We start from the raw sequence: 22124 nt of genomic DNA, 5'->3' as shown, positions 1-22124 counted from the left end.
TCACCTCGACCCCCATGGTAGTTACGTACGCCGTACGTAGTGCGCTACCGTGGCGGCATGACAACTACGTACGCCGTACTTAGTGAAGGTCTGGAGAAGCGCTACGGCTCCGTCCACGCGCTGCGCGGTCTCGATCTGGCCGTCGCCGAAGGCACCGTCTGCGGAGTGCTGGGGCCCAACGGCGCCGGCAAGACCACCGCCGTCCGCGTCCTCACCACGTTGACCGCACCCGACGGCGGGAGCGCGCGGGTCGCCGGTCACGACGTGGTGCGCGAGGCCGGCGCGGTACGGGCGGCCATCGGCGTCACGGGGCAGAGCGCCTCGGTCGACGGCGAGCTGTCCGGCCGGCAGAACCTGCGGCTCTTCGCCCGGCTGCTCAAGTTCCGCGGCGGGGCCGCGCGCAGCCAGGCCGAAGAGCTCCTCGAACGCTTCGAGCTGACCGGCGCGGCCGACCGCCCGGCCCGCACCTACTCCGGCGGGATGCGGCGCAGGCTGGACCTCGCCGCCAGCCTGCTGACCCGGCCGCACGTGCTGTTCCTGGACGAGCCGACCACCGGTCTCGACCCGCACAGCCGCAACCAGATCTGGGCCGCGGTACGGGAGCTGACGGGCGCCGGCACCACGGTGCTGCTCACCACGCAGTATCTGGAGGAGGCCGATCAGCTGGCCGACGACATCGTCCTCATCGACAGCGGCCGGGCGGCCCACCGGGGCACCCCCGCCGAACTGAAGGCACAGATCGGCAGCTACGCCGAGGTGGCCGTCGGCCATGCGTCGGCGCTCCTGCCGGCCGCCGCCGTACTGGACCGGCTGACGGGCTGCGAACCGGTCCTGGACCACGAGCGCCGCACGGTGGGCGTCGTCGCCACCGACCCCACGCTCACGCTCCCCCGGATCGTGCGCGAGCTGGACGCGGCGGGCGCCGCGGTGATCGACGCGAGCCTGCGGCCGCCCACCCTCGACGAGGTCTTCCTCCGGCTGACCGGCCGCGACAGCGGCCGGGCGGCCCCACCGACGAAGGAGATGGCGGCATGAGCGGCAACGCACTCGTGGCGGAGCGGCCCACCACAGGCGCCGGGAGCGGCGCGAGCGCACCGGTCACGGACGGGCTGGCCGTCCTGGGCCGCCACCTGCAGCGGATCAAGGCGGCCCCGGGCGTACTGATCCTGACCCAGACCATGCCGATCACGATGCTGCTGTTCTTCGGGTACGTCTTCGGCAGCGCCCTGGCCGTGCCGGGCCAGGAGTACCGCTCCTTCCTGGTGCCGGGGCTGCTGGCGGCGACCGCCGCGAACGGCATCATGACCGGGATGTTCCAGTCCGCCCAGGACTGCCACCGGGGCGTGATGGACCGGTTCCGGACGCTGCCGATGAGCCGTTCCGCCGTGCCGTTCGGGCAGACCTCGGCCGATCTGCTGACCACGGCCGTCGGCATGATCCCGCTGGTTCTGGCCGGGCTCGCGGTGGGCTGGCGGATCGAGGGCGGCCCGGCGGCCGCGGTGGGCGCGTTCGGGCTGCTGATGCTGTTCCGGTTCGCCACCGCATGGGTGGGCTGCTGGCTCGGACTGCTGATCCGCAACGAGGAGGCGGCCGGCCAGCTCGGCTCCGCCACCTTCGTCCTGCCGCTGCTCTCCAGCGCCTACATCCCCACCGGCAACCTGCCCGACTGGCTGCGGGTGCTCGCCGAGTGGAACCCGATCAGCGCCGTCGCCTCGGCCGTCCGCGACCTCGCCGGGAACACCGCGCCGGCCGCGGACTCCGCCTGGCCGGTCGCGCACCCGGTCGCCGGGTCGCTCCTTTGGTCGGCGGTGCTGCTCGCGGTCGCCGTACCGCTGTCCGTACGCCGGTACGCGCGCGGCGAGTGACGGGCGCGGGAGCGTCAGGGGCCGTCGGGCAGTGCGGCCGGGCGGTCCAGTGCACCCAGCAGTGAGATGAAGCTCGACTCCAGAAAGGCGCCGAGCTCCACGAGGGCGTCCGGCTCGTCGAGCGGCCAGCTGGTGACCGCCTCCTCGGCGAAGGCCATCCAGGCCCGTGCGGCGACGGGCAGCCGGGGCGAATCCGGCATCCCGAGCCGCCGCTGCCCCTCCTCCACCCGCCGGGCCAGGGTGGCGCGGGTGGACTCGACGATGTCCTCCACCGCGGGATGACTGCCGGCGGCGCCGCGCACCAGGGCGAGGTAGACCCTGCGGTGCTCGGTGACGTACGCCGCGAATCCGGCGATGAACGACCGCAGCCAGGGGACGGGCTCCAGCGAGGGGTCCGGCTCCGTGGCCGCGGCGAAGTCGTCGCACTCCCGGCGCACCACACAGCGGTAGAAGTCGCGCTTGGAGTCGAAGTAGTGGAAGAGCAGCCCCCGGGAGATACCGGCGCGGCGCGCCACGTCATCGGTGGAGAGTTCGTCCAGCGAGCAATCGGCGAGCATGTCCACGCCAATCGATACCAGCTGCGCCCTTCGCTCGTCGGGGCTCAGACGCGCGGCTCGCTTCTCGGGCATGCCGTCAGTCTAGAAGTATTTCGGCGCCGAATTACCTGGATACCCGCTCGACCGCCGTCCGGCACGCGCCCACGGCGGCACCGAACCCCCGTGCGGACATGGCGACGCGCCACTGCCGACTCCGGGGATGACGGAAGAGCGGGCAGCAGCGCGATACCTGGACCGGGGCCGTCGGATCAGCGGCGGCTGCCGAAGAGCGAGCGTCGCAGTCGTCGCAGAGGCGCGAAGAGCGAGACCCGCGCACTCTTGCTCCGCCGTGTGTGCGCGGCGTCGCGCGAGGTCAGCTCGCGCATCAGCAACGTCGCCTCCGCGGAATCGCGCTGCGGGACGACAGGGCCGCCCAGCACCGCGAGATGGCGGTCGAGGCGCGAACTCGTCGCACCGCTCCCGCAGGTAATAGCAGGCACTCGCGGCCTGCTGCGCACCGTTATCTGTTCCATGTCACTCCCCACCCGTACGAGGGCACCCGACCCGGGCAGGTTAACCCTATCCCCCCGCGGCGACACTCGTGTATCCCGGGCACAGGATTGAGCACACACATACGGAGGTTGACGACGGTACTCCGGATTTGCCCGATTCCAGGGCAAGTTGGGCAGACCGTCGAGGACCGGACACCGCCGGCCCGGTCTGCGGAAGGTACCCGGAAGAGGGCCCCGGCCTGCGGGACCCCCTCCCTGCGGAAGGGTTCCGGCGCCGACTCAGGCCACCGAGTCCAGGACCGGAAGATAGCCACCGGACTGCCCTGCGGCGAAGGGGTGGTAGGACTCACCGATGTCGAGCCAGTTGAGGCTGTGCAACCAGGCACTCCCCGAGCAGATCTCGTGCCCGGTGAACTTCCCCGTGACGTCACCGAAGGTGAAGCCGTGGTCGGCCGCACGCTTGGCGGTGGCCGCGTTCAGGTAGTCGGACGCGCCGTTGATGGCGGCGCGCACCTTGTCGCTGAGCCCGACGACACAGCTGCCGCCGATCTTGTAGAAGCGCGGGTAGCCGAGGACCACGACATGAGCGGACGGGGCCTTGGCACTGATGGCGTTGTACACCGTGTCGAGCTTGCCGGGCAGCGTGGAGTCCACGTAACCGCGGGCGGTGGCGATCCGGTTGAGGCAGGTGGCCTCCGACTGGAGGACACAGGTCGTCATGACGTCGGAGAACCCGGCGTCGTTGCCGCCGATGGAGAGGGAGACGAGGTCGGTCGAGGCGTTGAGCGGGCCGAGCTGGCCGGCCGTCACATCGCCGGTGCGCGCCCCCGAACAAGCGGTGAAGGCGAACGAGGCGGGCGAGTTGGCGGCCGCCCAGAGCGAGGGGTACGCGAGGGTGCTGCGCTTGCAGTCACCGCTGGAGCCGATGTAGCTGCCGGAGCCGACACCCGAGGAGTACGAGTCGCCGAGGGCGACGTAGTCGACGGCCTGGACGGACGGAGCGGCGTTCGCGGTGGCCGCCCCGGTCAGGGCGATGACGGCACCGAGCAGGAGCGAGGACGAGAACGCCACGAGTCTGGACATTTTCATGGAACCTCCCTTGGACCGACCAGCAGGATCTCTGCCACCTACGTGGTAGCAGCAGGGACAGCCATTCCGGAAGTGTGCATGCCAAGTCCATCGGATGAGCTTTTGGCGCCGGTCCCCTGAGGGCGCGTCACTCCGGCGCTCCGGGGGAGCGCGCGGAGCGGCGGGCGCCGCCGCCCGAGCCGCGCAAGGAGCGAAACCTGGGTGCACCGGGTGTCCGGGTGCCGGATCATGGGCGCCATGTCTGCCACCCCCGAGTCAGCGCTGCCGATCCGGCTCACCGTCGACGACAGCGACTCCCCGTCCGATGTCGTCGACGCCCTGTTCCTCGGCCGGTTCGCGACGGGCGAGCAGTCGTACTCGCACGCCACCTCGCTCGACCGGGTCCGGAGCGGGGCGACACTGCTGCCCGCCTCAGCCACGGTGCTGCGCGCCGCCCGGGACGACTCCCGCAGCGCCATGCTCGCGGAGGGCGAGGGCTGGACGCTGCTCGTCTCGCGGTGGAACCGGGGCGCCGACGTCACCGTCACCGCGACCAGCCCCGAACTGGCCCGCAAGGTGCTCGACGAGGCCACCGACGGTGCCCAGGACGAACCCGAACCGCAGCCCGACAGCGTGACGATGGGCTTCTGGCACATGTCGCCGCGCCGCGGCCCGAGCCGCACCACCCGGCAGATCACGGCCGGCGCCTGGGGCGAGGTCCGCACCAACTACACCGCACCGGTGGCCGATGCCATGGACGGGCTGATGAAGGTCACCCCGCAGGACATCGCGGGCCGGCTGCTCCTGCTGCACGGTCCGCCCGGCACCGGCAAGACCTCCGCGCTGCGCACCCTTGCACGGTCCTGGCAGGACTGGTGCCAGGTCGACTGCGTACTCGATCCCGAACACCTCTTCAACGACGTCGGCTATCTGATGGACATCGCGATCGGCGAGGACGACGGCACGGCGGAGGGCCGCTGGCGGCTGCTGCTCCTTGAGGACTGTGACGAGCTGATCCGCGGCGAGGCCAAGCACACGGCAGGCCAGGCGCTCTCCCGGCTGCTGAACCTCACGGACGGGCTGCTGGGCCAGGGCCGCAACGTCCTTGTCGGGATCACCACCAACGAGGACCTGGAACGCCTGCACCCGGCGGTCGTGCGGCCGGGCCGCTGCCTGGCCCGGATCGAGGTGGGCCCGCTGACCCGCAAGGAGTCGGTCGCCTGGCTGGGCAGCGACGAGGGCCTGGCCCGCGACGGGTCCCCCGGCGGCGTGACCCTGGCGGAGCTGTACGCGCTGCGCCGCGGCAAGGGCCCCGCCTCGGTCCCGAAGCAGGACTCGGGGGCGGACGCGGGCCTGTACCTCTGAGCACCGGGCCGGGCCCGCGCGGGCCCGGCCGCACACAGCCCGCACGTCCCGGACCGGCCCGTGCGGCCCAGTCCGGCCCGAACCGGCCCCCGGCGCGTGCCGCCCTCACCTCACCCCGCGTACACCGCCCGCACCGCGTCCTGTGCGAGCGCGAGCGCCCGCGCACGGGACAGCCCCAGCCGCCGGGCCTGCTCCGCGTACTCCCGCGCGGCCGAGGCGGCGTTGCGCTCGGCCGCGTCGCCCGCGGCGGCGATGAGGGTCCCGTTGCGCCCACGGGTCTCGATCACCCCGTCCGCCTCCAGCGCCCGGTACGCCTTGGCGACCGTGTTGGCGGCGAGGCCCAGCTCCTCGGCCAGGCCGCGTACGGTCGGAAGCCGGTAGCCCACCGGCAGGGCGCCGGAGCGCGCCAGTTCGGAGATCTGGGTGCGCAGCTGCTCGTACGGGGCGGCGCCGGAATCCGGGTCAACGGAGATCTTCAGAGTCACAGCCCGATTCTCCCCCCACCCCCCGAAACCACAGGCGCCCGCCCCGCCGACGCGTCCCGGGACGGCCCCCGCCGCGGCCGGGGGCGCCGGAAAAAAATCACGGGCGGACCGGCGGTGCCTCCGGGTACGGTCCGGCGCATGACTGTCATCGTTCGCGACTTCCGCACCTCCGACGCCGAGGACTGGGTGCGGGTGCGGCGCGCCGCGCTCCCGTTCATGGTGACCACCCCGGAAGCGGTCGTCTTCGGCCTGGCGAACGCCCATCCCGACAAGCGGTCCCGCCTGCTGGTCGCGGAGGAGGACGGCGAGATCATCGCAACCGCCGAGGCCGGTCTCGCCCATGAGAGCCCCAGGCCCGGCCAGGCGTTCTGTAATCCGCACGTCCATCCGGAGCGGACCGGCCGGGGTGCGGGCTCCCTGCTGCTGCGCACGGCCGAGGAATATCTGGCTCCGGCCGGTGCGAGCGAGGTCTACGCCTGGGTGCTGGACACCCCGCGCGACCGGGCCTTCGCGGAGCGGCACGGCTACGCGCCCAGCCGGCCGGCGCACTTCATGCACCTGGATCTGGCCGGCGGCACGCTGCCGCCCCGTCAGGAGCTCCCGCCCGGTGTCGAGCTGCGGACCGCCGCCGATTTCGAGGACGACCCGCGACCGCTCTTCGAGGCGGATGCCGAGACGACGGCGGACGAGCCGAGCGACACCCCGGCCCAGCTGTCGGACTACGAGAAGTGGCTCACCGAGACCTGGGGCGATCCCTCGCTCGACCGCCGCCTCACCTCGGTCGTGGTGGTCGACGGCGAGGTCGCCGCGTTCAGCGTGGCGGAGTGCGACGGCTCGGGGCGTTACTGGTCGGGGATGACGGGCACCCGGCGGGCGTACCGCGGCCGCGGGCTGGCGAAGCTCGCCAAGAACGACTCGCTGCACCGGGCACGCGCTGCCGGGTACACCGACGCATACACCGGCAACGACGCCGAGAACGGTCCGATGCTGGCGATCAACCGCTGGTTCGGCTACGAGATCTGCGCCTCGGAGGTACGCCATGTCCGCAAGCTCGGCTGACGCAGGACCGGATGTCGCACCGGATCCCGGGCCGGACTCCGGGCTGACGGTCGTCCTGGTCAAGGCGGGAAAGACCAAGATCGAGTATCCCGCCGCCCTGGTCGCCGACGACGGCACCCGGGTGACGGTGCGGGCGCCCTGGGCCGCCCCCGGGGTCCGCGACTTCGGCTTCGTACGCTTCGAGCCGGGTGACGTCTTCACCGAGCACTACTGGCGCGACGCCTGGTTCGCGGTGAAGGAGGTCCGCAGCGGCGCGGGTGAACTCAAGGGCTGGTACTGCGACGTGACCCGCCCGGCCGTGCTGCGCGACGGTGAGCTGCTCGTCGAGGACCTGGATCTCGATCTGTGGGTGCCGGCGGACCGCTCCGGCGTACTGCGGCTGGACGAGGACGAGTTCGAGCAGAGCGGGCTGGCCGGACGCGATCCCGGGGCGGCGCGGGCCGCCGTCGCGGCGCTGGACGAGCTGGAACGCCTCGCCCGTACACCGGAGGGTCTCGCCGGCCTGCTGGTCTGAGACCCCGCGCCGCCCGGCCCGCCGGTGCGGGGGCCCTCAGCCGGCCACCAGCTCGACCTCGTACCCCGCCGCGTCCTCCAGATACGCGGCCACGTGCCCGTCGCCGCCCGCATGCGGATGACGGTCCGGGAAGAGCAGCCGCCAGCCGTGCTCGGGGGCGCGGGCCACCAGCGCGTCGAGGGTCTCCCGGTCCGCCACGTGGAACGCCAGGTGGTTGAGGCCCGGACGGCGCCGCTCGTGGGCCCCGGGGAGCAGGTCGGGCGACTGCTCGACGACCACGTAGCCCTCGCCCCGGCGCCAGCTGCGCCCGTGCGCCCACCGCTGGTAGGGGACATGGCCCAGCTCGCCGAGCAGCCAGCCCCAACCCGCCTCGGCCGCCGCCAGGTCGGGCACCCACAGCTCGATGTGGTGGACCCGGCCGGCGCGGTCCCCGCCGGCCGGCAGCGGGACCGCGCGACGGGGGCCGCGCGGTTCGTGGGCGACGGTGTCGCCGTCCTCGTGCCAGTGGACCATGAAGCGTTCCCCCGCCCGGTAGCCGTCGAGCCCGGCCCGGCAGTACGCCACCATGTCGTCCGGAAGGGCGTCCAGCGGGAACCAGGCCAGCTCCGAGCACTTGTCCGGTTCGCGGTTGTACGGGGGCCTGGCCGGGTCGTACTCCGCCTCGAAGAACCAGCCGGTCCTGGGGCTGCCGCCGGGCCCCCGGTGCTGCATGACGAGGGCCACCCGCAACTCCTCCGGCTCCAGGGCGATCCCGGTCTCCTCGGCCGCCTCGCGAATCATGCCCTCGCGGACGTCCTCGCCGTCCTCCAGATGCCCGGACGGGGCGTGCAGCAGCCCGTCCGCGTACCCCGTACCGGCGCGGCGGGCGAGCAGCACCTCGGAGCCGCGCCGCAGGATCAGGTGCACGTCCACCACCTCGGTGTGCCGGCGCGGCGGTTCGGCGCGGGCCACCAGGGCGTAGCGCTCGTCGTCGACGTCCTTGCCCCAGAGGTCGCGGTCGCCGGAGAGCCGTTCGTGGTGGATGCGTTCGGTGAACGGGGCGAGCAGCGCGGTGAGCTGCCGGGCGGACAGCCCGACCCCGTTCCACACGCCCTCGATCAGCACCAGTCGGCCGCCGGGCCGCAGCAGGCCGAACCAGTGCCGCAGGGCCGCCGCCGGGTCGGGCAGCAGCCACACCACGTGCCGGGCCAGGATCACGTCGAACCGCTGCTTGCCGACGGGCGGTGCGGCGGCGTCCCCGGTGAGCACCTCGGTGCCCGTACCCGCCAGCTTGGCGCGCGCCTGCTCCGCCATGCGCGGCGAGCGGTCCACGGCGGTGACCCGGTGGCCCTGCCCGGTGACGAGCAGGGCCAGGCTTCCGGTGCCGCATCCGAGGTCGAGGACTTCGGAACGCTCCCGGGGCAGCCAGCTCTCCAGCCGCTGCGCCCACGCGTGCCGGACCACGGGGTCGAGCAGTCCGTGGTCCGGCTCCTCGTCGAAGGAATCGGCGGCGGAGTCCCAGTCGATCGTCGTCATGCTCCGATCGTGCCATCCACCGCCGACAGTGGCGGATTCCCCGGGAAGCCCGGCCCCGGGGAAGGGACGGAGCGCCCTATCCGACGGCCGAGGCGCAGTTGGTCCTGGTGGCGTGCGCCGGGTCGAGGGCGTTGGCCACCTCGTGGTAGGCGACCCGGTCCACGGTCCCGATCGCCACGTGCTCGGACAGGTCGACCGGGCACAGGTCCTGGAGCAGGACGTTGTGCACGTCGGGTCCGTCCAGGAACTGTGTCCGGTACGGGGTCACGACCTCGTCGTACTTGGTCGCGATGACGGTGTAGTGCACGCCCGGCACGGTGTCGGGCAGGGAGTTGAGCTTGGTCACGAAGGGCGATCCGGCCACCTGGTCCGCGAGTCCGGGCGTGTGTTCGTTGAGCAGGTCACCCGCGCCGGGGAAGTACGGCAGGAGCTTGGTCAGGCCGAGGAGGGTGGTGCCGTGGTTGTCGGGCGCGAGCCCGATCATGGCGTTCACCTTGGCCGCCCCGCCCAGGAACTTCAGGTAGTAGTTCGGCATCATGCCGCCCTGGGAGTGACCGACGATGTCCGCCTTGGGCGCCCCGGTGGAGGCGAGCACCTTGTCGACGAACGTGGCGAGCTGCCCGGCCGACTTGTCGACGGGGCCCAGGCCGTTGAAGAGCGGCACACCCGGGAGCTGCCCGTAGTCGAGCGAGTAGACGCAGTAGCCCCGGTTCACCAGGTAGGGGGCGAGGACCAGCCAGTTGTCGACCGAGTTCCCGAAGGTTCCGTGGACCAGGACGACGGGCCGGGGGTGGGCTGCGGAGGGTTTGCAGGAGTAGTCGTTCCAGCCATGTGAGGTGGCCGTGACGGCGGTGGGGGTGGCGGCAGCGGCGGTGGCGGTGGGGGTGGCGACCGCGGCGACTGCGAGGAGCAGTGCGGCGAGGGTTCTGCGCGCTCGTGGGGTGCGCGGCGCACGGGTCCAGGGCAGCATCGTGGGTTCTCCTTGCGGCTCAAGGGAGTTGCGATGTCTGTGCACCCTGCGGTCCGGACCACAAGTGATGACGATGTTCTGCGCACTCATGTTCTGCGTGCTCATGCCAACTTACGCACGAGTAGGGTTTCCTGGGAAGTTACGCGTCGGTAAAAACTGACCGGCGGTAACCGCGACTTCCGGACAGCCCCCGCCCGGTGGTTCAGGCTGCGAGCCGCCCCGGCATCACGGCCTGCGGCCCGAACCTGGCCCGCAGCCGGTCCGCCACCGCCTCGATCCGCCGGGCCCGCTCGTCCACCGGATCGAAGGTCAGCTGGTGCGCGGCCCGCCCCGCGTCCCCGAGCCCCTCGGCGCGCAGGGCGATCCCCCGCACCCGGGCGCGCTGCAGGGCGAACGAGTCGTGGATGCGGTAGGCGAGCGCGGTGAGCTCCGCGGAGTGCGCGGTGGGCTCGCGGAGCGTACGGCTGCGGGTCAGCGTCGAGTAGCCGGTCCGGTCGGCATAGCGCACGGAGACCGCGAGCGAGCGGCACACCTGTCCCTCACCGCGCATCCTCGCCCCCAGCTCCTCGGTGAGCGACATGAGCGCGCGCCGCTGCCGCTCCCGGCCCAGCTCGTCGCGCGGGAAGGTGCGTTCGGCGGCGACCGACCGGGCGGCGGCGTTCGGTACCACCGCCGTACGGTCGATGCCCCGGGCCCGCTCCCACAGCTCGCGCCCGGTCCGCACCCCGGTGATCCGCTGGAGGGTGCCGAGCGGGGCGGCCGCGATCCGGCCGACGGAGTCGAGCCCGTACCCGCACAGGGTGCGGACCGTCGCCGCCCCGACGCCGTCCAGCGCGGCGGCCGGCCGGTCCGCGAGGAAGGCGGCGGCCCCGCCGACGGGCACCACGAAGGTCGTCCCGGGCGCCGCCCGCCGCGCCGCCATCCGCGCCAGCATCGGGTTCTCGGCGGCCCCGATCGCGCAGTCCACGCCGTGCAGGGCCAGCGCGCGGACCCGGACGACCGCGGCCAGCCCGGCCGCGTCCCGGCCGAAGTAGCGCAGCGCGCCCCGCACATCGGCGAGCGCCCCATCGGGCGGCGCCGCCTCCACGAGCGGGGTGAACGAACCGAGCAGGTCCAGCAGTCCCGCGTAACCGCCCCCGTCCAAGGGCCCGCCGCCGACCCGCCGGAACCGCAGACAGAGGATCCCGGGCCGCTCGCCCACCCCGGGCCGCTCCTCCGCCTCCGGCCGCTCGTCCGTCCCCGGCCGCTCGTTCATCCCGCGCTCCCCGGGCTCTGGTGCCACAGTTTCCTTCCGGTGGGCGTGCCCTCGCCGGGCGGCTGGAGGTCCGCCCAGGGGTTCATCTCATAACCGGTCGGCATCCGGATGCGGCGGCCGTCGTCCCCGTCGGCCGGGGACTCGTCCGGCGCGGGGGCATCCTCGGGCTCGGGCTCCCGCGCCAGCCTGGCCGCGACCGCGTCGAGCCCGCCGGTACGCCGCAGTTCGGCCAGCTCGGCCAGATTCCAGGCGGCGGCGCCCACCACGCTCAGGCTGCGCGGCCCGCGCCGCTGCACCACTCCGCGCACCAGCAGCAGCCAGGAGTGGAAGACGGTGTACGCGCAGTCGGCGTGGCTGTCGTCGAAGAACGCCAGGTCGACCAGGCCCGTACCGTCGTCCAGCGTCGTGAAGACGACCCGCCGCCCGGAGCGGACCGGCGGGGTCTGGGTGGCCGCCTTGGCGCCCGCGACCAGCACGGTCTCCCCGTGCCGTGCCTCACGCAGCCGCTTGGCGGATACCGCTCCGAGCTCGGCCAGGAAGGCGTGGTGATCGCTCATCAGATGGCGTGAGACATCCATGCTCAGCACGCCGAGCTCGGCGCTGAGCCGCTCCGCCTCGTTGAGGTCGGGCAGGCCGATGGAGCCGGTACGGTGTCCGCCGCCGAGCGGGAGCTGCGCGCCCGAGCCGCCGGAACCCGCGCCCCGCTGGGCGCGGTGGAGCTCGGACAGATGCAGCAGCAGATCACGGCGGTTGGCGCCGAACGCGTCCAACGCGCCCACCTGGGCCAGCCGTTCGGCGGCCGGCTTGCCCGGACGGGCCCGCTGCCAGAAGTCCAGCAGCGAGGTGTAGGGCTGCCCGTCCTCGATCCGGGCGACCTCGGCCGCACTGATCCCGTGGACGTCGGAGAGCGCCAGCCGCAGCCCCCAGGATTCCCCGCCCCCTCCGCTACCGGACACCAGTTCGATTCGATGGGCGGCCGCCGACCGGTTCACGTCCAGCGGCAGCACCGGCACCCCGCGCCGCCGCGCGTCCGCGAGCAGCAGCCGCTTCGGGTACATCCCGGGGTCGTGGGTGAGCAGCCCGGCGTAGAAGGCCGCCGGGTGGTGCGCCTTCAGCCAGGCCGACTGGTAGGTCGGCACCGCGAAGGCGACCGCGTGCGCCTTGCAGAAGCCGTAGCTGCCGAACGCCTCGATGATCTCCCAGGCGCGGGCGATCACTTCGGCGCCGTACTGGCGCGCCGCCGCGTGCCGGGCGAACCAGATCCTGATCCGGCCCTGCGACTCGGGGTCGGAGAGCCCGCGCCTGACCCGGTCGGCCTCGTCCCGGCCGCAGCCGGTCATGATGTCGACCATCTCGATGATCTGCTCGTGGAAGACCACCACTCCGTAGGTCTCGCGCAGCGGACCCTCCAGATCGGGGTGCGGGTAGCGGACGGGCGCCCGGCCGTGCCGGGCCTCGATGAACGGCCGCACCATGTCGGCGGCGACCGGTCCGGGCCGGAACAGCGATATGTCGACGACCAGGTCGTGGAAGCCGTCCGGCTGGAGCCTGCCGATCAGATCGCGCTGGCCGGGCGACTCGATCTGGAAGCAGCCCAGCGTCTCGGCGGTCCTGATCAGCCGGTACGTCTCCGGGTCACCCGGCTCCACGGCGTCCAGGTCGATCTCCTGGCCGGAGGCCCGCTTCACCTCGGTGACCGCGTGCGCCATCGCCGACTGCATCCGTACGCCCAGCACGTCGAGCTTGAGCAGTCCCAGGTCCTCCACGTCCTCCTTGTCGAACTGCGCCATCGGGAAGCTCTCGCCGCTGGTGGGCATGACGGGGGTGCGGCGCAGCAGTGAGGCGTCCGAGAGCAGGACCCCGCACGGGTGCATGGCGATACCCCGCGGCAGCCCGTCCAGCGCCTCCACCAGCTCCCACAGCCTTCCGTACCTCTCCTTCGTCCGCGCCACCTCACGCAGTTCGGGCAGTTCCTCCATGGCCGCGCGGGCGTCGCGGGCCCGGATGTGCGGGAAGGCCTTGGCGAGCCGGTCGGTCTCGGCCGGGTTCATGGAGAGCGCGGCACCGACGTCCCGGATGGCGTGGCGGACCCGGTAGGTCTCGGGCATGGCGACGGTGGCGACCCGTTCGGTGCCGAAGCGGCCGATGATCGCGCGGTAGACGTCGAGGCGGCGGGCCGATTCGACGTCGATGTCGATGTCGGGCAGCACGAGGCGGCGCTTGGACAGGAAGCGCTCCATCAGCAGCCCGTGCTCGACCGGGTCGGCGTGGGCGATGCCGAGGAGGTGGTTGACCAGGGAGCCGGCGCCGGAGCCGCGGGCGGCCACCCGGACCTTCATCTCCCGGATGTCGTCGACCACTTGGGCGACGGTCAGGAAGTACGAGGCGAAGCCGTGGTAGGCGATGATGTCCAGCTCGTGGTGCATCCGGTCCCAGTAGCCGGGCCTGCGGTCGTACCCGCGCAGCACCATGCCGGCGGCGGCGCGGGAGGCCAGCACCCGCTGGGCGGTGCGGCGGCCGGCGCCGACGAGGTGCGGTTCGGGGAAGTGGACGGAGCCGAGGCCGAGGTCGCCCTCGGGGTCGACGGTGCAGGAGTCGGCGGTGCGCCGGGTCTCCGCGAGCAGCGCCGCCCCGGCGCCGGGGCCGAGCCCGGCGGCGGCGGCGATCCGCTCGGCGGTCTCCGCCATCGCGCGGGTGTCCTTCAGCCAGCGCTCGCCGCTGTCGAGCGGGGCGCGGCGCGGGTCGACGGGGACGAGCCCGCGGGCCGAGTCGAGCACGTCGGCGACCGGGCCCTGCCCCGCGTCGGCGTACCGGACGGCGTTGGTCAGCACGGCCCGTACCCCCTGTTCGGCGGCGAAGCCGACGGTACGGGCGGCGAGCCGCAGCGAACCGGGTCCGGTGCCGTCCCGTCCGTGGTGGACCGCTTCGAGCCGCAGGTCGTCGCCGTACACCTCCCGCCAGGGGGCGAGCAGGGCGGCGGCCCGGTCGGGGCGGCCGGCGGCGAGCGCCCGGCCCACCTCGGAGGCGGGGCCGAGCAGCACGGTGAGCCCTTCGGCGGGCGGCGCGGAACGGTCGAGCAGGGGCCGGCCGCCGTCGGGGACGGCGGCGTGGGCGGCGGTGACGAGGCGGCACAGCTCGGCCCAGCCCCGGGCGCCGTCGCGGGCGAGGAAGGTGACGCGGGGGGCGGATTCATCGACAAAGGCACCACCGCGGGCCGGGGTCCGCAGCCGGTGCGCACGTCCATCGCCCTCCGCACGCCCTGCGGGGGCCACCGCCAGCTCCACCCCGAAGATCGGCCGCACGACTGCCCGCTCACAGGCCTTGGCGAACCGGACCGCGCCCGCGAGGGTGTCGCGGTCGGTCAGCGCGAGGGCGCCCATCCCCCGCTCGGCGGCGCGCTCCGCCAGCCGCTCCGGGTGCGAGGCCCCGTACCGCAGGGAGAACCCGGAAACGGTATGCAGATGCGTGAACCCTGACACCCGCACCTCCTGGACCTGTCCGTGACTCTCCACCCCCTCGCTCTCCACCATAGACCACGTTCGAACGTTCGTGCGATATCCGAGAAGTGAGCCACCACTCAGCCATTCGGCCCGGCCCCGACTGCGTGGACAGCGGGCGCGCAGGACGGTGGGGGCATGACTTTCGCTGATGAGGTGAAGAACGCCGTCACTCCACGGGCCGCACTGCTCGTCATCGGCGTACTGGCGCTGCAACTACTGTTCATCGCGTCCTATGTCGGAGCGCTGCACAAGCCGAAGCCGACGGACGTCCCCTTCGGGGTCGTCGCGCCCCAGCAGATCTCCGCCCGGCTCCTCACCGAGCTGAAGGACCTCCCCGGCGGCCCGCTGGACCCCCGCACGGTCACCGACGCGGCCACCGCCCGCAAGCAGATCCTGAACCGCGACATCGACGGCGCCCTGATCGTCAGCCCCAGGGGCACCACCGACACCGTGCTGGTCGCCTCCGGCGGCGGCACCGTCCTGGCCAGCTCACTGACGGCGATCATCACGAAGGTCGATCTCACCCAGCGGCGCACGGTGCGTTCCGTGGACGTGGCCCCGGCCTCGGACCAGGACTTCGACGGACTCTCGTCCTTCTACCTGGTCGTGGGCTGGTGCGTGGGCGGCTACCTCTGCGCCTCGATCCTCGCGATCAGCGCCGGCACCCGCCCCGCCAACCGTCAGCGCGCGGTGATCCGGACCGGGGTCATGGCGCTCTACTCGATCGCGGGCGGAATCGGCGGCGCGATCATCATCGGCCCGATCCTCGGAGCCCTGCCCGGGTCCTTCTGGGGGCTGTCCGGCCTGGGCGCGCTGACCGTCTTCGCGGTCGGCATGATCACGCTCGCCCTGGAGGCCCTCACCGGCATCGTCGGCATCGGCCTGGCGGTCCTGCTCGTGGTGATCGCGGGCAACCCGAGCGCGGGCGGCGCCTTCCCGCTCCCGATGCTCCCGGACTTCTGGCGCGCGATCGGCCCCGCGCTCCCACCGGGGGCCGGCACCTGGGTGGCGCGCTCGATCGCCTACTTCCGGGGCAACGCGGTGACCGGACCACTGCTGGTGCTGTCCGCGTGGGCGGTGGTCGGCACGGTCGTCACCCTGCTGATGGCGATGCGCAGGAAGCCGGCGGCAACAGCGACGGACGGCGCCCCGCGCACCGGGACGGCGGGCGGCGGGACGGTGGGCGGGTCGACGGCGGGCGGGTCGACGCTCGGTTAGGCCCCGGATCGGCAGTCGGCTGGGGCCCGGAATTCCCGGTCGCACCGTCCGGAAGGCCGGCCCCCTGCGCAGAGGTGCCGCAGGGGTCCGGCCTTCCGGACGGCTTCACACCCGGCTGCAGCGATCCCGGAGCTCGGAGATGACGGCTCTTTCACGGGCGTTGGCAGCACCGTCCACAGCGGCCACCCGCTCGGCCGCGTCGAGGAGGTCGCTGAGATCGCCCGGCTCGGCGTCCAGGCGTCGCCACACCTCGCCGGGGTCGACGTCGACAAGGTGAGCGAGCTCTTCGTCGACCACCTGGTGCCGGTCCCGTACCCGGCTCACCAGGTGCCGCATCAAGAGCGACTCGTCGTCGGTCGTCCTGGCGTCCGCCTTGATGACGAGCCACGCCACCCACAGCATCAGCTGCGGGTGGCGGCTCCGCCTGCTCAGCCTCTCGGCAAGTTCGATCACCCGCGCCTCGTTCCGGAAGACGGCTTGCGCGTGCCGTCCCGCGAGCAGCGTCGTGTAGCGGTTCAGCACCACTGCGAGCGGAACGCCGACCACGGGGATACCGATCTTGATGACGTTGCGCTGCAGAAGGAACTTCCCGACGAACGGGAACCCCTTGGCGGCATTCAGCACCGCTCCGGAGTAGAAACGCTTGATCACCGGCCGCAGCATCACCGGGACCGCCTTGACCACGCCTTCCCTGACCACTTCCCCGCTCTTGATCGTGAAGGCCACGCGGATGAGCTTCCACATGTCATCGGGGTCGGACAGATCCAGCGGTATCCGGTAGAGGACGGCGATGTCGTGGGCCAGGCGCAGCTGGAGCCGGGTGATGAACGCGACATCCACCATCATGGTCGCGACGGCGGCCGGCACGGTCGCGGACGAGGCACCCCCGAGTGTCCCGAGGGTGGCGACGACGGCTGCCGTGTAGGCCCCGGCGGAGAGCCCGCCCTCCAGTGCGGCGTACCGGGCCGCCATCTTGATCCGCTGATCGACGATCGCGTCCGCGGGTACGCCCTCGTACCGCTCCTGGAAGTACTGCCAGTTGACCCTGGAGGTGTACGAATTCAGGGCCTGGGCGCTGAGCTTGGTGAACCAGCCGCCCGACTTGATGTCGTGCGGGCTCAAGCCCTTGATGAACTCCCTCAGCTCGTCCCGCTCACGCTCCACCGCCTCCCGGTCGGCATCGCTGCCGTCCACGTCGGCCGCGTCCGTCGTAGCTTCGGTCATGACGAGTTCCCCCCAGGCAGTTCAGCGCATGGCCGGGTTGCCCGGTACGGACAACCTCGCTGACGTCTCGACACGGTGACTCAGTGGCAGACGTCTTCGATGGATGTCCGTTGAACGACAACGCTATCGCGTGATCATGCGACTTCAGGTGAAAACGCAGCAGATCCACAAGACGGAGGCGCCCGGCACCGACCGGCCCGTTCGAAATGGCCGGGACCCAATTGCCGAAAACCACGTAGTCGGCATGTACATGACGGCATTCTGTAGCTACCTCACGAGACCCACGAGGCGCACCCCTGCAACAACTCCCCCTACACCGCCGGAGGTTGTTCATGCGTCGCCGCTTCGCCACCTTGCTCGCCACGGCCGCCCTGTCACTCCCGCTCGCACTGCTCCCCACCGTTTCGGCCTCCGCCGCCCCTGCGGACAAGCCCCAGGTCCTCAGCTCCTGGACCCAGACGAGCGCCTCCAGTTACAACACCTGGAACGCCGCCCGCGGCAACCAGGGCGCATGGGGCGCGTACGGCTTCGACTGGTCGACGGACTACTGCAGCACCTCGCCCGACAATCCGTTCGGCTTCCCCTTCCAAACGGCCTGCGCCCGGCACGACTTCGGCTACCGCAACTACAAGGCCGCCGGCACGTTCTCCGCGAACAAGGCCCGCCTGGACTCCGCCCTCTACGCAGACCTCAAACGCGTCTGCGCCGCCTACTCCGGCGCCAAGCTGACCTCGTGCAACGCCACGGCCTGGACCTACTACCACGCGGTGGACATCTTCGGTGTCGCACCCGCGAAGACGGCCACGGGCAGCGCCCCTCGGACCGCCTGAACCACCCCGCGGCTCCGCCCTCGCGCACGGCGCCTCCGGCAGGCCTGCCGGACCTGCCGGAAGGCCTGCTTTCGGCCGTCAGGACCTGGGCATTTCGGCACCGCCCGGCCCGACCCTCCCGCTGGCCATCGACCCCACCCGGCCCTAGGGCCCGTCTTCAAACTGCCGTCGTCGCCCGAAGGGCGGCCGGGCGGCGTCAGGTGCGTGCTCTTGGCGTGCCGGCCCCGGGCCCCTGTACTGGACGTACCGGGGTCTGGGGCCGGTGCGGCGGGAGTGCGTGCATGGCGTCGCCCGGCAGACGGCAGTTTGAAGACAGGCCCTAGCGTGTTTGGCTGCGTCTGACACGCGCGTTCACCGTGTCGCGACCTCACATCCGCGCGGTGGCTCCGGCCCGCTTGTACGTGTGCAGGAGCAGGGACGTCTCCGCCGAGAGGAGGCCGGGGAGTCCGGCGAGGGCGTCCGGTTCGAAGGCCCTCAGCCGGGCCATGGAGGCATGGCTCGTGTAGCCGAGGATGTTGTCCCGCCCCGTGGTCCGCACCAGGTGCCGCACCGAGGGCTCGCGCGCGAGGCTGCGCACCGCCTCCCCGACCGCCCCCGGCCGCACGGCGAGCCGGAAACGGGCCTCTACCGGGTAGCCGAGGACCGCGGGCTCGGCGAGCAGGCGCAGGTGCAGGGCGTGGGAGGCCATCAGGCGGGCCAGCCGCCGGCGGGCCGTGGTCTCCCCGACACTCAGCTCGCGGGCCAGCCGGGTCAGCGGCATGCGCGCGTCCCGCTCCAGCAGGGCGACGAGGGTACGGTCCAGCGCGTCGAGCACGGGCGGGGACGGCAAGGGGTGGCCCTCGCTGACCGCGCGCCGTACCGGGGTGGGTTCGGGATCGTGCGGGGCCCAGTCGTTGGCCGTGAGAAACAGGTCCAGGACCACGGAGGTGTGGACCCCGCGCACCCCGTCGATGACGCCGATCCCCTCGTCGACCGCCGCGAGCAGCCCGCCCTGGTCCTGGGCCTGGATCTCCGCGAAGACCTGCGGTTCCCCGGTCGCGACCTCGACGGACCGGATGTCGGGGCGCCTCGCCAGCGCCGCGGCGAGGCTGCCCAGGTGGCCGGGTGCGCAGCCGATGGCGAGTTCGGCCGTGATCCCCTCGCCCAGGTACTCCGGCACCAGGGCGGCGGTGAACCGGACGAGGCCCGTGGTGGTCATCCGGTCGAGGCGGCGGGCGACCGTGCGCTCGTGCACCCCGACGCGTTCGCCCACGTCGGACAGGGCAGCGCGGGGCTCACGGCCGAGGACGCGCAGGATCGCGCGGTCCACGTCGTCGAAGGAGTACCGGGACCTGTGAGGGGCCGCCGTATCCGCCATGTCGCCTCCGTCCGTGGCCGGATTTCGCCGTTCCCGAGTGTGCCATGCCCGTATCAGCCGAGTGTCCGGCACCTTGTTGCCCCGAAATCGGGTCGTGGACGACATTGCAGTGCGCATTCCGCCGCTTCCGTCTGCTCCGCCGGTCATCAGAACGGGTCACCACGTATGACTGATACTCGCGCCACCGCGCCGTCCGCGCCGGTTCCCGCGCTCCGCCCCACACCGCCGGTGGCGGTGATCGCCTCGGTCGCCCTGGTCGAGCTGTCCAGCGGCATCACGCAGGGGTTCCTGTCACCGCTGCTCCAGCGGCTGACGGGCACCCTGCACGTGACGGCGGCCGACCTCAACTGGCTCAGCATCTGCAATCTGCTGGCCAGCGTCGCCTTCACCCCGGTGCTCTCCCGCATGGGCGACCTCTACGGTCACCGCCGCATCCTGCGCTGGACCCTGGCCATCGTGCTGAGCGGTTCGCTGATCGTCGGGATGAGCACGTCGTTCAAGATGCTGCTGGTAGGCCAGGTGCTCCAGGGTGCCTTCGCCGGTTTCTTCCCCCTCCTCGTCGGAATCCTGCGCAACCGCACCAGCGACGGCGAGAGCAGGCGGGGCATCAGCCTCATGGTCGCCGCCCTGGTCGGCGGTCTCGCGGTCGGCCTGCTCGCCAGCGGTCTCGTCGCCCAGTACGTGGCACAGCCGACCGCGGCCCTGTGGGTGCCGGCCGTGGGCGTGGGCGTGGCGCTGATCGTGACCTGGCCGCTGCTGCCCGAGAGCGATCACCGCCCCGGCGGATCGGTGGACTGGCTCGGCGGCATCGTGCTCTCCGCGGGCCTGGTCGCGATCATGCTGGGCCTCGGCAAGGGCGGCACGCCGGGATGGGCCTGGAACTCCGCCGCGACACTGGGCTGCCTGGCCGGCGGCGTCGCGCTCACGGCCCTGTTCGCATGGATCGAGCTGCGCTCCGACGAGCCCATGATCGACGTGCGGCTCTTCGCGCACGGGGACGTCGTCGTGATCTCCCTGATCGCGCTCACGTTCTCCTTCTGCATGATCGGCCTGCAGGTGGCGAACCCCGTCTTCCTGAGCACCCCGGAGTCGTCCTTCGGCTACGGCCTGGGGCTGTCACCGCTGCGCACCGCCTTTGCGATGCTCCCGTACATGGGGGCGCTGGCGATCGGCTCGCTCACGGCTCCGGCGGTGGCGGTCAGGTTCGGCGACCGGTTCACGCTGCTGGCGGGATCGCTCCTGATGGCCGCCGGTTACGCCGGGGCGCTCGTCGCCCACCAGTCGCTCTGGCCCTTCCTCGTGACGACGCTGGTCTCCGGGGCGGGCTGCGGGTTCCTCCAGCAGTCGACGCGCACCCTCGCCGTCGAACTCGTCCCCCACGACCAGACATCGGTGGGGTCCGGAATCAACGAACTGCTGATCAACGTGGGCGGATCGCTGGGCGCGGCCGCGGTGCTGGCCGTCTCCGCGAAGGCCACGCCCGCCGGCAGCCCGCTGCCGCGCCTCGGCGCGTACACCACCAGCTGGAGCGTGTGCGTCGGCGTCTCCCTGCTGGGCGCGGTGATCGCCCTCTTCCTGCGCCGGTCCCCCGCGAAGCACTGACCCGTACGTGCCCCACGCACCCCGTCCGCCGCTCCCTGCTGGAGAACCGCATGAACACGTCCGCTCTGCGTGAGCGCAGCCGCACCGCCCTGTCCTCCTGCCGGGACCGGATGACGGACCTGAGCCACAGCCTGCACGCCGAACCCGAACTCGCCTACGAGGAGCACGAGTCCGCCCGCAAGATCGCCGACGAGCTGGAGCGCGGCGGCTTCGACGTGACCCGCGGGGTCGCGGACCTGCCGACGGCGTTCACCGCGACCGCCGGATCCGGTGAGCTCGTGATCGGCATCTGCGCCGAGTACGACGCCCTGCCCGGCATCGGCCATGCCTGCGGCCACAACGTCAACGGCGCCGCCGCCACCGCCGCCGCGCTGGCCCTCGCGCCCCTCGCGGACGAGATCGGTGTGACCGTGAAGCTCCTCGGCACACCCGCCGAGGAGTACGGCGGCGGCAAGGCCGACATGCTGCGCGCCGGGCTCTTCGACGACGTCGCCGCCGCGATGATGGTCCACGCCGCGCCGCAGGACGCCGTGGGCATGGCATCCCTGGCCATCAGCAGTTGGAAGGTCGCCTACACCGGGCGCACCGCACACGCCGCCGCCATGCCGCACCGCGGTGTCAACGCCGCCGACGCGATGATGATCGCCCAGGTCGCCATCAGCGCCTACCGCCAGCAGATGGCACCCGGCGGGATCGTCCACGGCATCGTGACCTCGGGAGGCGAGGCGCCCAACATCATCCCGGGCCGCACCACCGCCGACTACGACTGCCGGGCCGGGACCATCGAGGAACTGGCCGTGCTCCAGGCCCGGGTCCGGGCCTGCTTCGAGGCCGGCGCGCTGGCCACCGGAGCCGAGCTGAGCCTGGAGACGGTCGGCAACGACTACGCCGATCTGCGGCAGGACCTGGCGATGGCGGACATCTACCGCGACGTCGCCCGCGACCTCGGCCGCTCCATCCGGGACCAGCCGGGGATGCGGGCGGGCTCGACCGACATGGGCAACGTCTCCCACCTGGTGCCGACCATCCACCCCATGATCGGGTACGACTGCGGCGACGCCATCATGCACAACCCCGACTTCACCGCGTACGGGACCGGTCCCGGCGCCGACCTCGCGGTCCTGGACGGCGGGCTGGCCATGGCCTGGACCGCGATCGGCCTGGCCTGCGACACCGGTCACCGTGCGACGCTGCTCGAACGCCTGGCGGCACGGCACGCGTGATCCGACGTGCGCGAACGGCCCCCAGC

Annotated in this window: 19 protein-coding genes; 9 read left to right on the top strand and 10 right to left on the bottom strand. The window is 72.5% G+C overall.

Translation table 11 applies throughout. The annotated features are described in order from the left end of the window. Positions 1-57 precede the first annotated feature (57 nt). A complete protein-coding gene (locus tag EDD93_RS26785) occupies positions 58-1035 on the top strand; it encodes an ATP-binding cassette domain-containing protein (RefSeq protein WP_123528067.1) in 978 nt (325 codons plus the stop codon). Continuing rightward, positions 1032-1865, top strand: a complete 834-nt coding sequence (locus EDD93_RS26780) for an ABC transporter permease (protein ID WP_123528066.1) — start codon at positions 1032-1034, stop codon at positions 1863-1865. The genes EDD93_RS26785 and EDD93_RS26780 overlap by 4 nt, the downstream gene beginning before the upstream one ends. Before the next feature lie 14 nt (positions 1866-1879). On the opposite strand, the gene EDD93_RS26775 is transcribed toward EDD93_RS26780, so the two are convergent. The 3 genes from EDD93_RS26775 to EDD93_RS26765 all read right to left on the bottom strand — a co-directional run bounded on the left by EDD93_RS26775 (position 1880) and on the right by EDD93_RS26765 (position 4002). Then, a complete protein-coding gene (locus EDD93_RS26775; RefSeq protein ID WP_260255963.1) occupies positions 1880-2494 on the bottom strand; it encodes a TetR/AcrR family transcriptional regulator in 615 nt (204 codons plus the stop codon). 176 nt (positions 2495-2670) lie between these two features. Further along, the gene (locus EDD93_RS26770) at positions 2671-2934 is read right to left on the bottom strand and encodes a hypothetical protein (protein WP_123528064.1); all 264 of its coding nucleotides are present in this window, start codon (positions 2932-2934) and stop codon (positions 2671-2673) included. Between the two features lie 258 nt (positions 2935-3192). Next, positions 3193-4002: an SGNH/GDSL hydrolase family protein gene (locus EDD93_RS26765; protein WP_123528063.1), complete on the bottom strand. Its 810-nt coding sequence runs from the start codon at positions 4000-4002 to the stop codon at positions 3193-3195. Between the two features lie 237 nt (positions 4003-4239). Here EDD93_RS26765 and EDD93_RS26760 point away from each other — a divergent pair, with 237 nt between their 5' ends. Continuing rightward, on the top strand, positions 4240-5346 hold the full coding sequence (locus EDD93_RS26760) for a DUF5925 domain-containing protein (protein ID WP_260255962.1): 1107 nt from the start codon (positions 4240-4242) through the stop codon (positions 5344-5346). A gap of 110 nt (positions 5347-5456) precedes the next feature. Here EDD93_RS26760 and EDD93_RS26755 read toward each other — a convergent pair whose 3' ends face one another. Beyond that, complete coding sequence (locus EDD93_RS26755) at positions 5457-5831, bottom strand: GntR family transcriptional regulator (protein ID WP_123528062.1); 375 nt, start codon at positions 5829-5831, stop codon at positions 5457-5459. 138 nt (positions 5832-5969) lie between these two features. Here EDD93_RS26755 and EDD93_RS26750 point away from each other — a divergent pair, with 138 nt between their 5' ends. Then, positions 5970-6890, top strand: coding sequence for a GNAT family N-acetyltransferase (locus EDD93_RS26750; RefSeq protein WP_123528061.1), 921 nt, complete (start codon positions 5970-5972; stop codon positions 6888-6890). Further along, on the top strand, positions 6871-7404 hold the full coding sequence (locus tag EDD93_RS26745) for a DUF402 domain-containing protein (RefSeq protein ID WP_123528060.1): 534 nt from the start codon (positions 6871-6873) through the stop codon (positions 7402-7404). The genes EDD93_RS26750 and EDD93_RS26745 overlap by 20 nt, the downstream gene beginning before the upstream one ends. Positions 7405-7440: 36 nt before the next feature. Here the strand turns inward: EDD93_RS26745 and EDD93_RS26740 are convergent, their stop codons facing one another. From EDD93_RS26740 to EDD93_RS26725, 4 genes are all read right to left on the bottom strand, one after another. Then, positions 7441-8919, bottom strand: a complete 1479-nt coding sequence (locus EDD93_RS26740; RefSeq protein ID WP_123528059.1) for a trifunctional class I SAM-dependent methyltransferase/NUDIX hydrolase/VOC family protein — start codon at positions 8917-8919, stop codon at positions 7441-7443. Positions 8920-8995: 76 nt separating this feature from the next. Beyond that, positions 8996-9889 (bottom strand): triacylglycerol lipase, encoded by an 894-nt coding sequence (locus tag EDD93_RS26735; RefSeq protein ID WP_123528058.1) that lies wholly within the window; start codon positions 9887-9889, stop codon positions 8996-8998. A 202-nt stretch (positions 9890-10091) separates the two neighbouring features. Beyond that, positions 10092-11144, bottom strand: a complete 1053-nt coding sequence (locus EDD93_RS26730) for a DNA polymerase thumb domain-containing protein (protein WP_260255961.1) — start codon at positions 11142-11144, stop codon at positions 10092-10094. Further along, entirely contained in the window at positions 11141-14674 is a 3534-nt protein-coding gene (locus tag EDD93_RS26725) for a DNA polymerase III subunit alpha (RefSeq protein WP_185092535.1), read from the bottom strand. The genes EDD93_RS26730 and EDD93_RS26725 overlap by 4 nt, the downstream gene beginning before the upstream one ends. 105 nt (positions 14675-14779) lie before the next feature. Here EDD93_RS26725 and EDD93_RS26720 point away from each other — a divergent pair, with 105 nt between their 5' ends. Next, positions 14780-15862, top strand: a complete 1083-nt coding sequence (locus EDD93_RS26720) for a DUF3533 domain-containing protein (RefSeq protein WP_123528057.1) — start codon at positions 14780-14782, stop codon at positions 15860-15862. A gap of 105 nt (positions 15863-15967) precedes the next feature. Here the strand turns inward: EDD93_RS26720 and EDD93_RS26715 are convergent, their stop codons facing one another. Beyond that, positions 15968-17086, bottom strand: a complete 1119-nt coding sequence (locus tag EDD93_RS26715) for a hypothetical protein (protein WP_123528056.1) — start codon at positions 17084-17086, stop codon at positions 15968-15970. 332 nt (positions 17087-17418) lie between these two features. Between EDD93_RS26715 and EDD93_RS26710 the strand changes: the two genes are divergently transcribed. Next, entirely contained in the window at positions 17419-17916 is a 498-nt protein-coding gene (locus EDD93_RS26710) for a phospholipase (protein ID WP_123528055.1), read from the top strand. 367 nt (positions 17917-18283) lie between these two features. Here EDD93_RS26710 and EDD93_RS26700 read toward each other — a convergent pair whose 3' ends face one another. Further along, on the bottom strand, positions 18284-19273 hold the full coding sequence (locus tag EDD93_RS26700; protein WP_123528054.1) for an Lrp/AsnC family transcriptional regulator: 990 nt from the start codon (positions 19271-19273) through the stop codon (positions 18284-18286). Positions 19274-19438: 165 nt separating this feature from the next. On the opposite strand from EDD93_RS26700, the gene EDD93_RS26695 reads away from it, so the two are divergent. Together EDD93_RS26695 and EDD93_RS26690 are read left to right on the top strand one after the other, a co-directional pair. Next, positions 19439-20875, top strand: a complete 1437-nt coding sequence (locus EDD93_RS26695; protein WP_123528053.1) for an MFS transporter — start codon at positions 19439-19441, stop codon at positions 20873-20875. 50 nt (positions 20876-20925) lie between these two features. Beyond that, complete coding sequence (locus tag EDD93_RS26690) at positions 20926-22098, top strand: M20 family metallopeptidase (protein ID WP_123528052.1); 1173 nt, start codon at positions 20926-20928, stop codon at positions 22096-22098. Positions 22099-22124: the final 26 nt, after the last annotated feature.

Origin of the sequence: Streptomyces sp. 840.1 (assembly GCF_003751445.1) — a bacterium.
Classification (GTDB): Bacteria; Actinomycetota; Actinomycetes; order Streptomycetales; family Streptomycetaceae; genus Streptomyces.
This window is presented reverse-complemented; position numbering and strand designations above follow the sequence as displayed.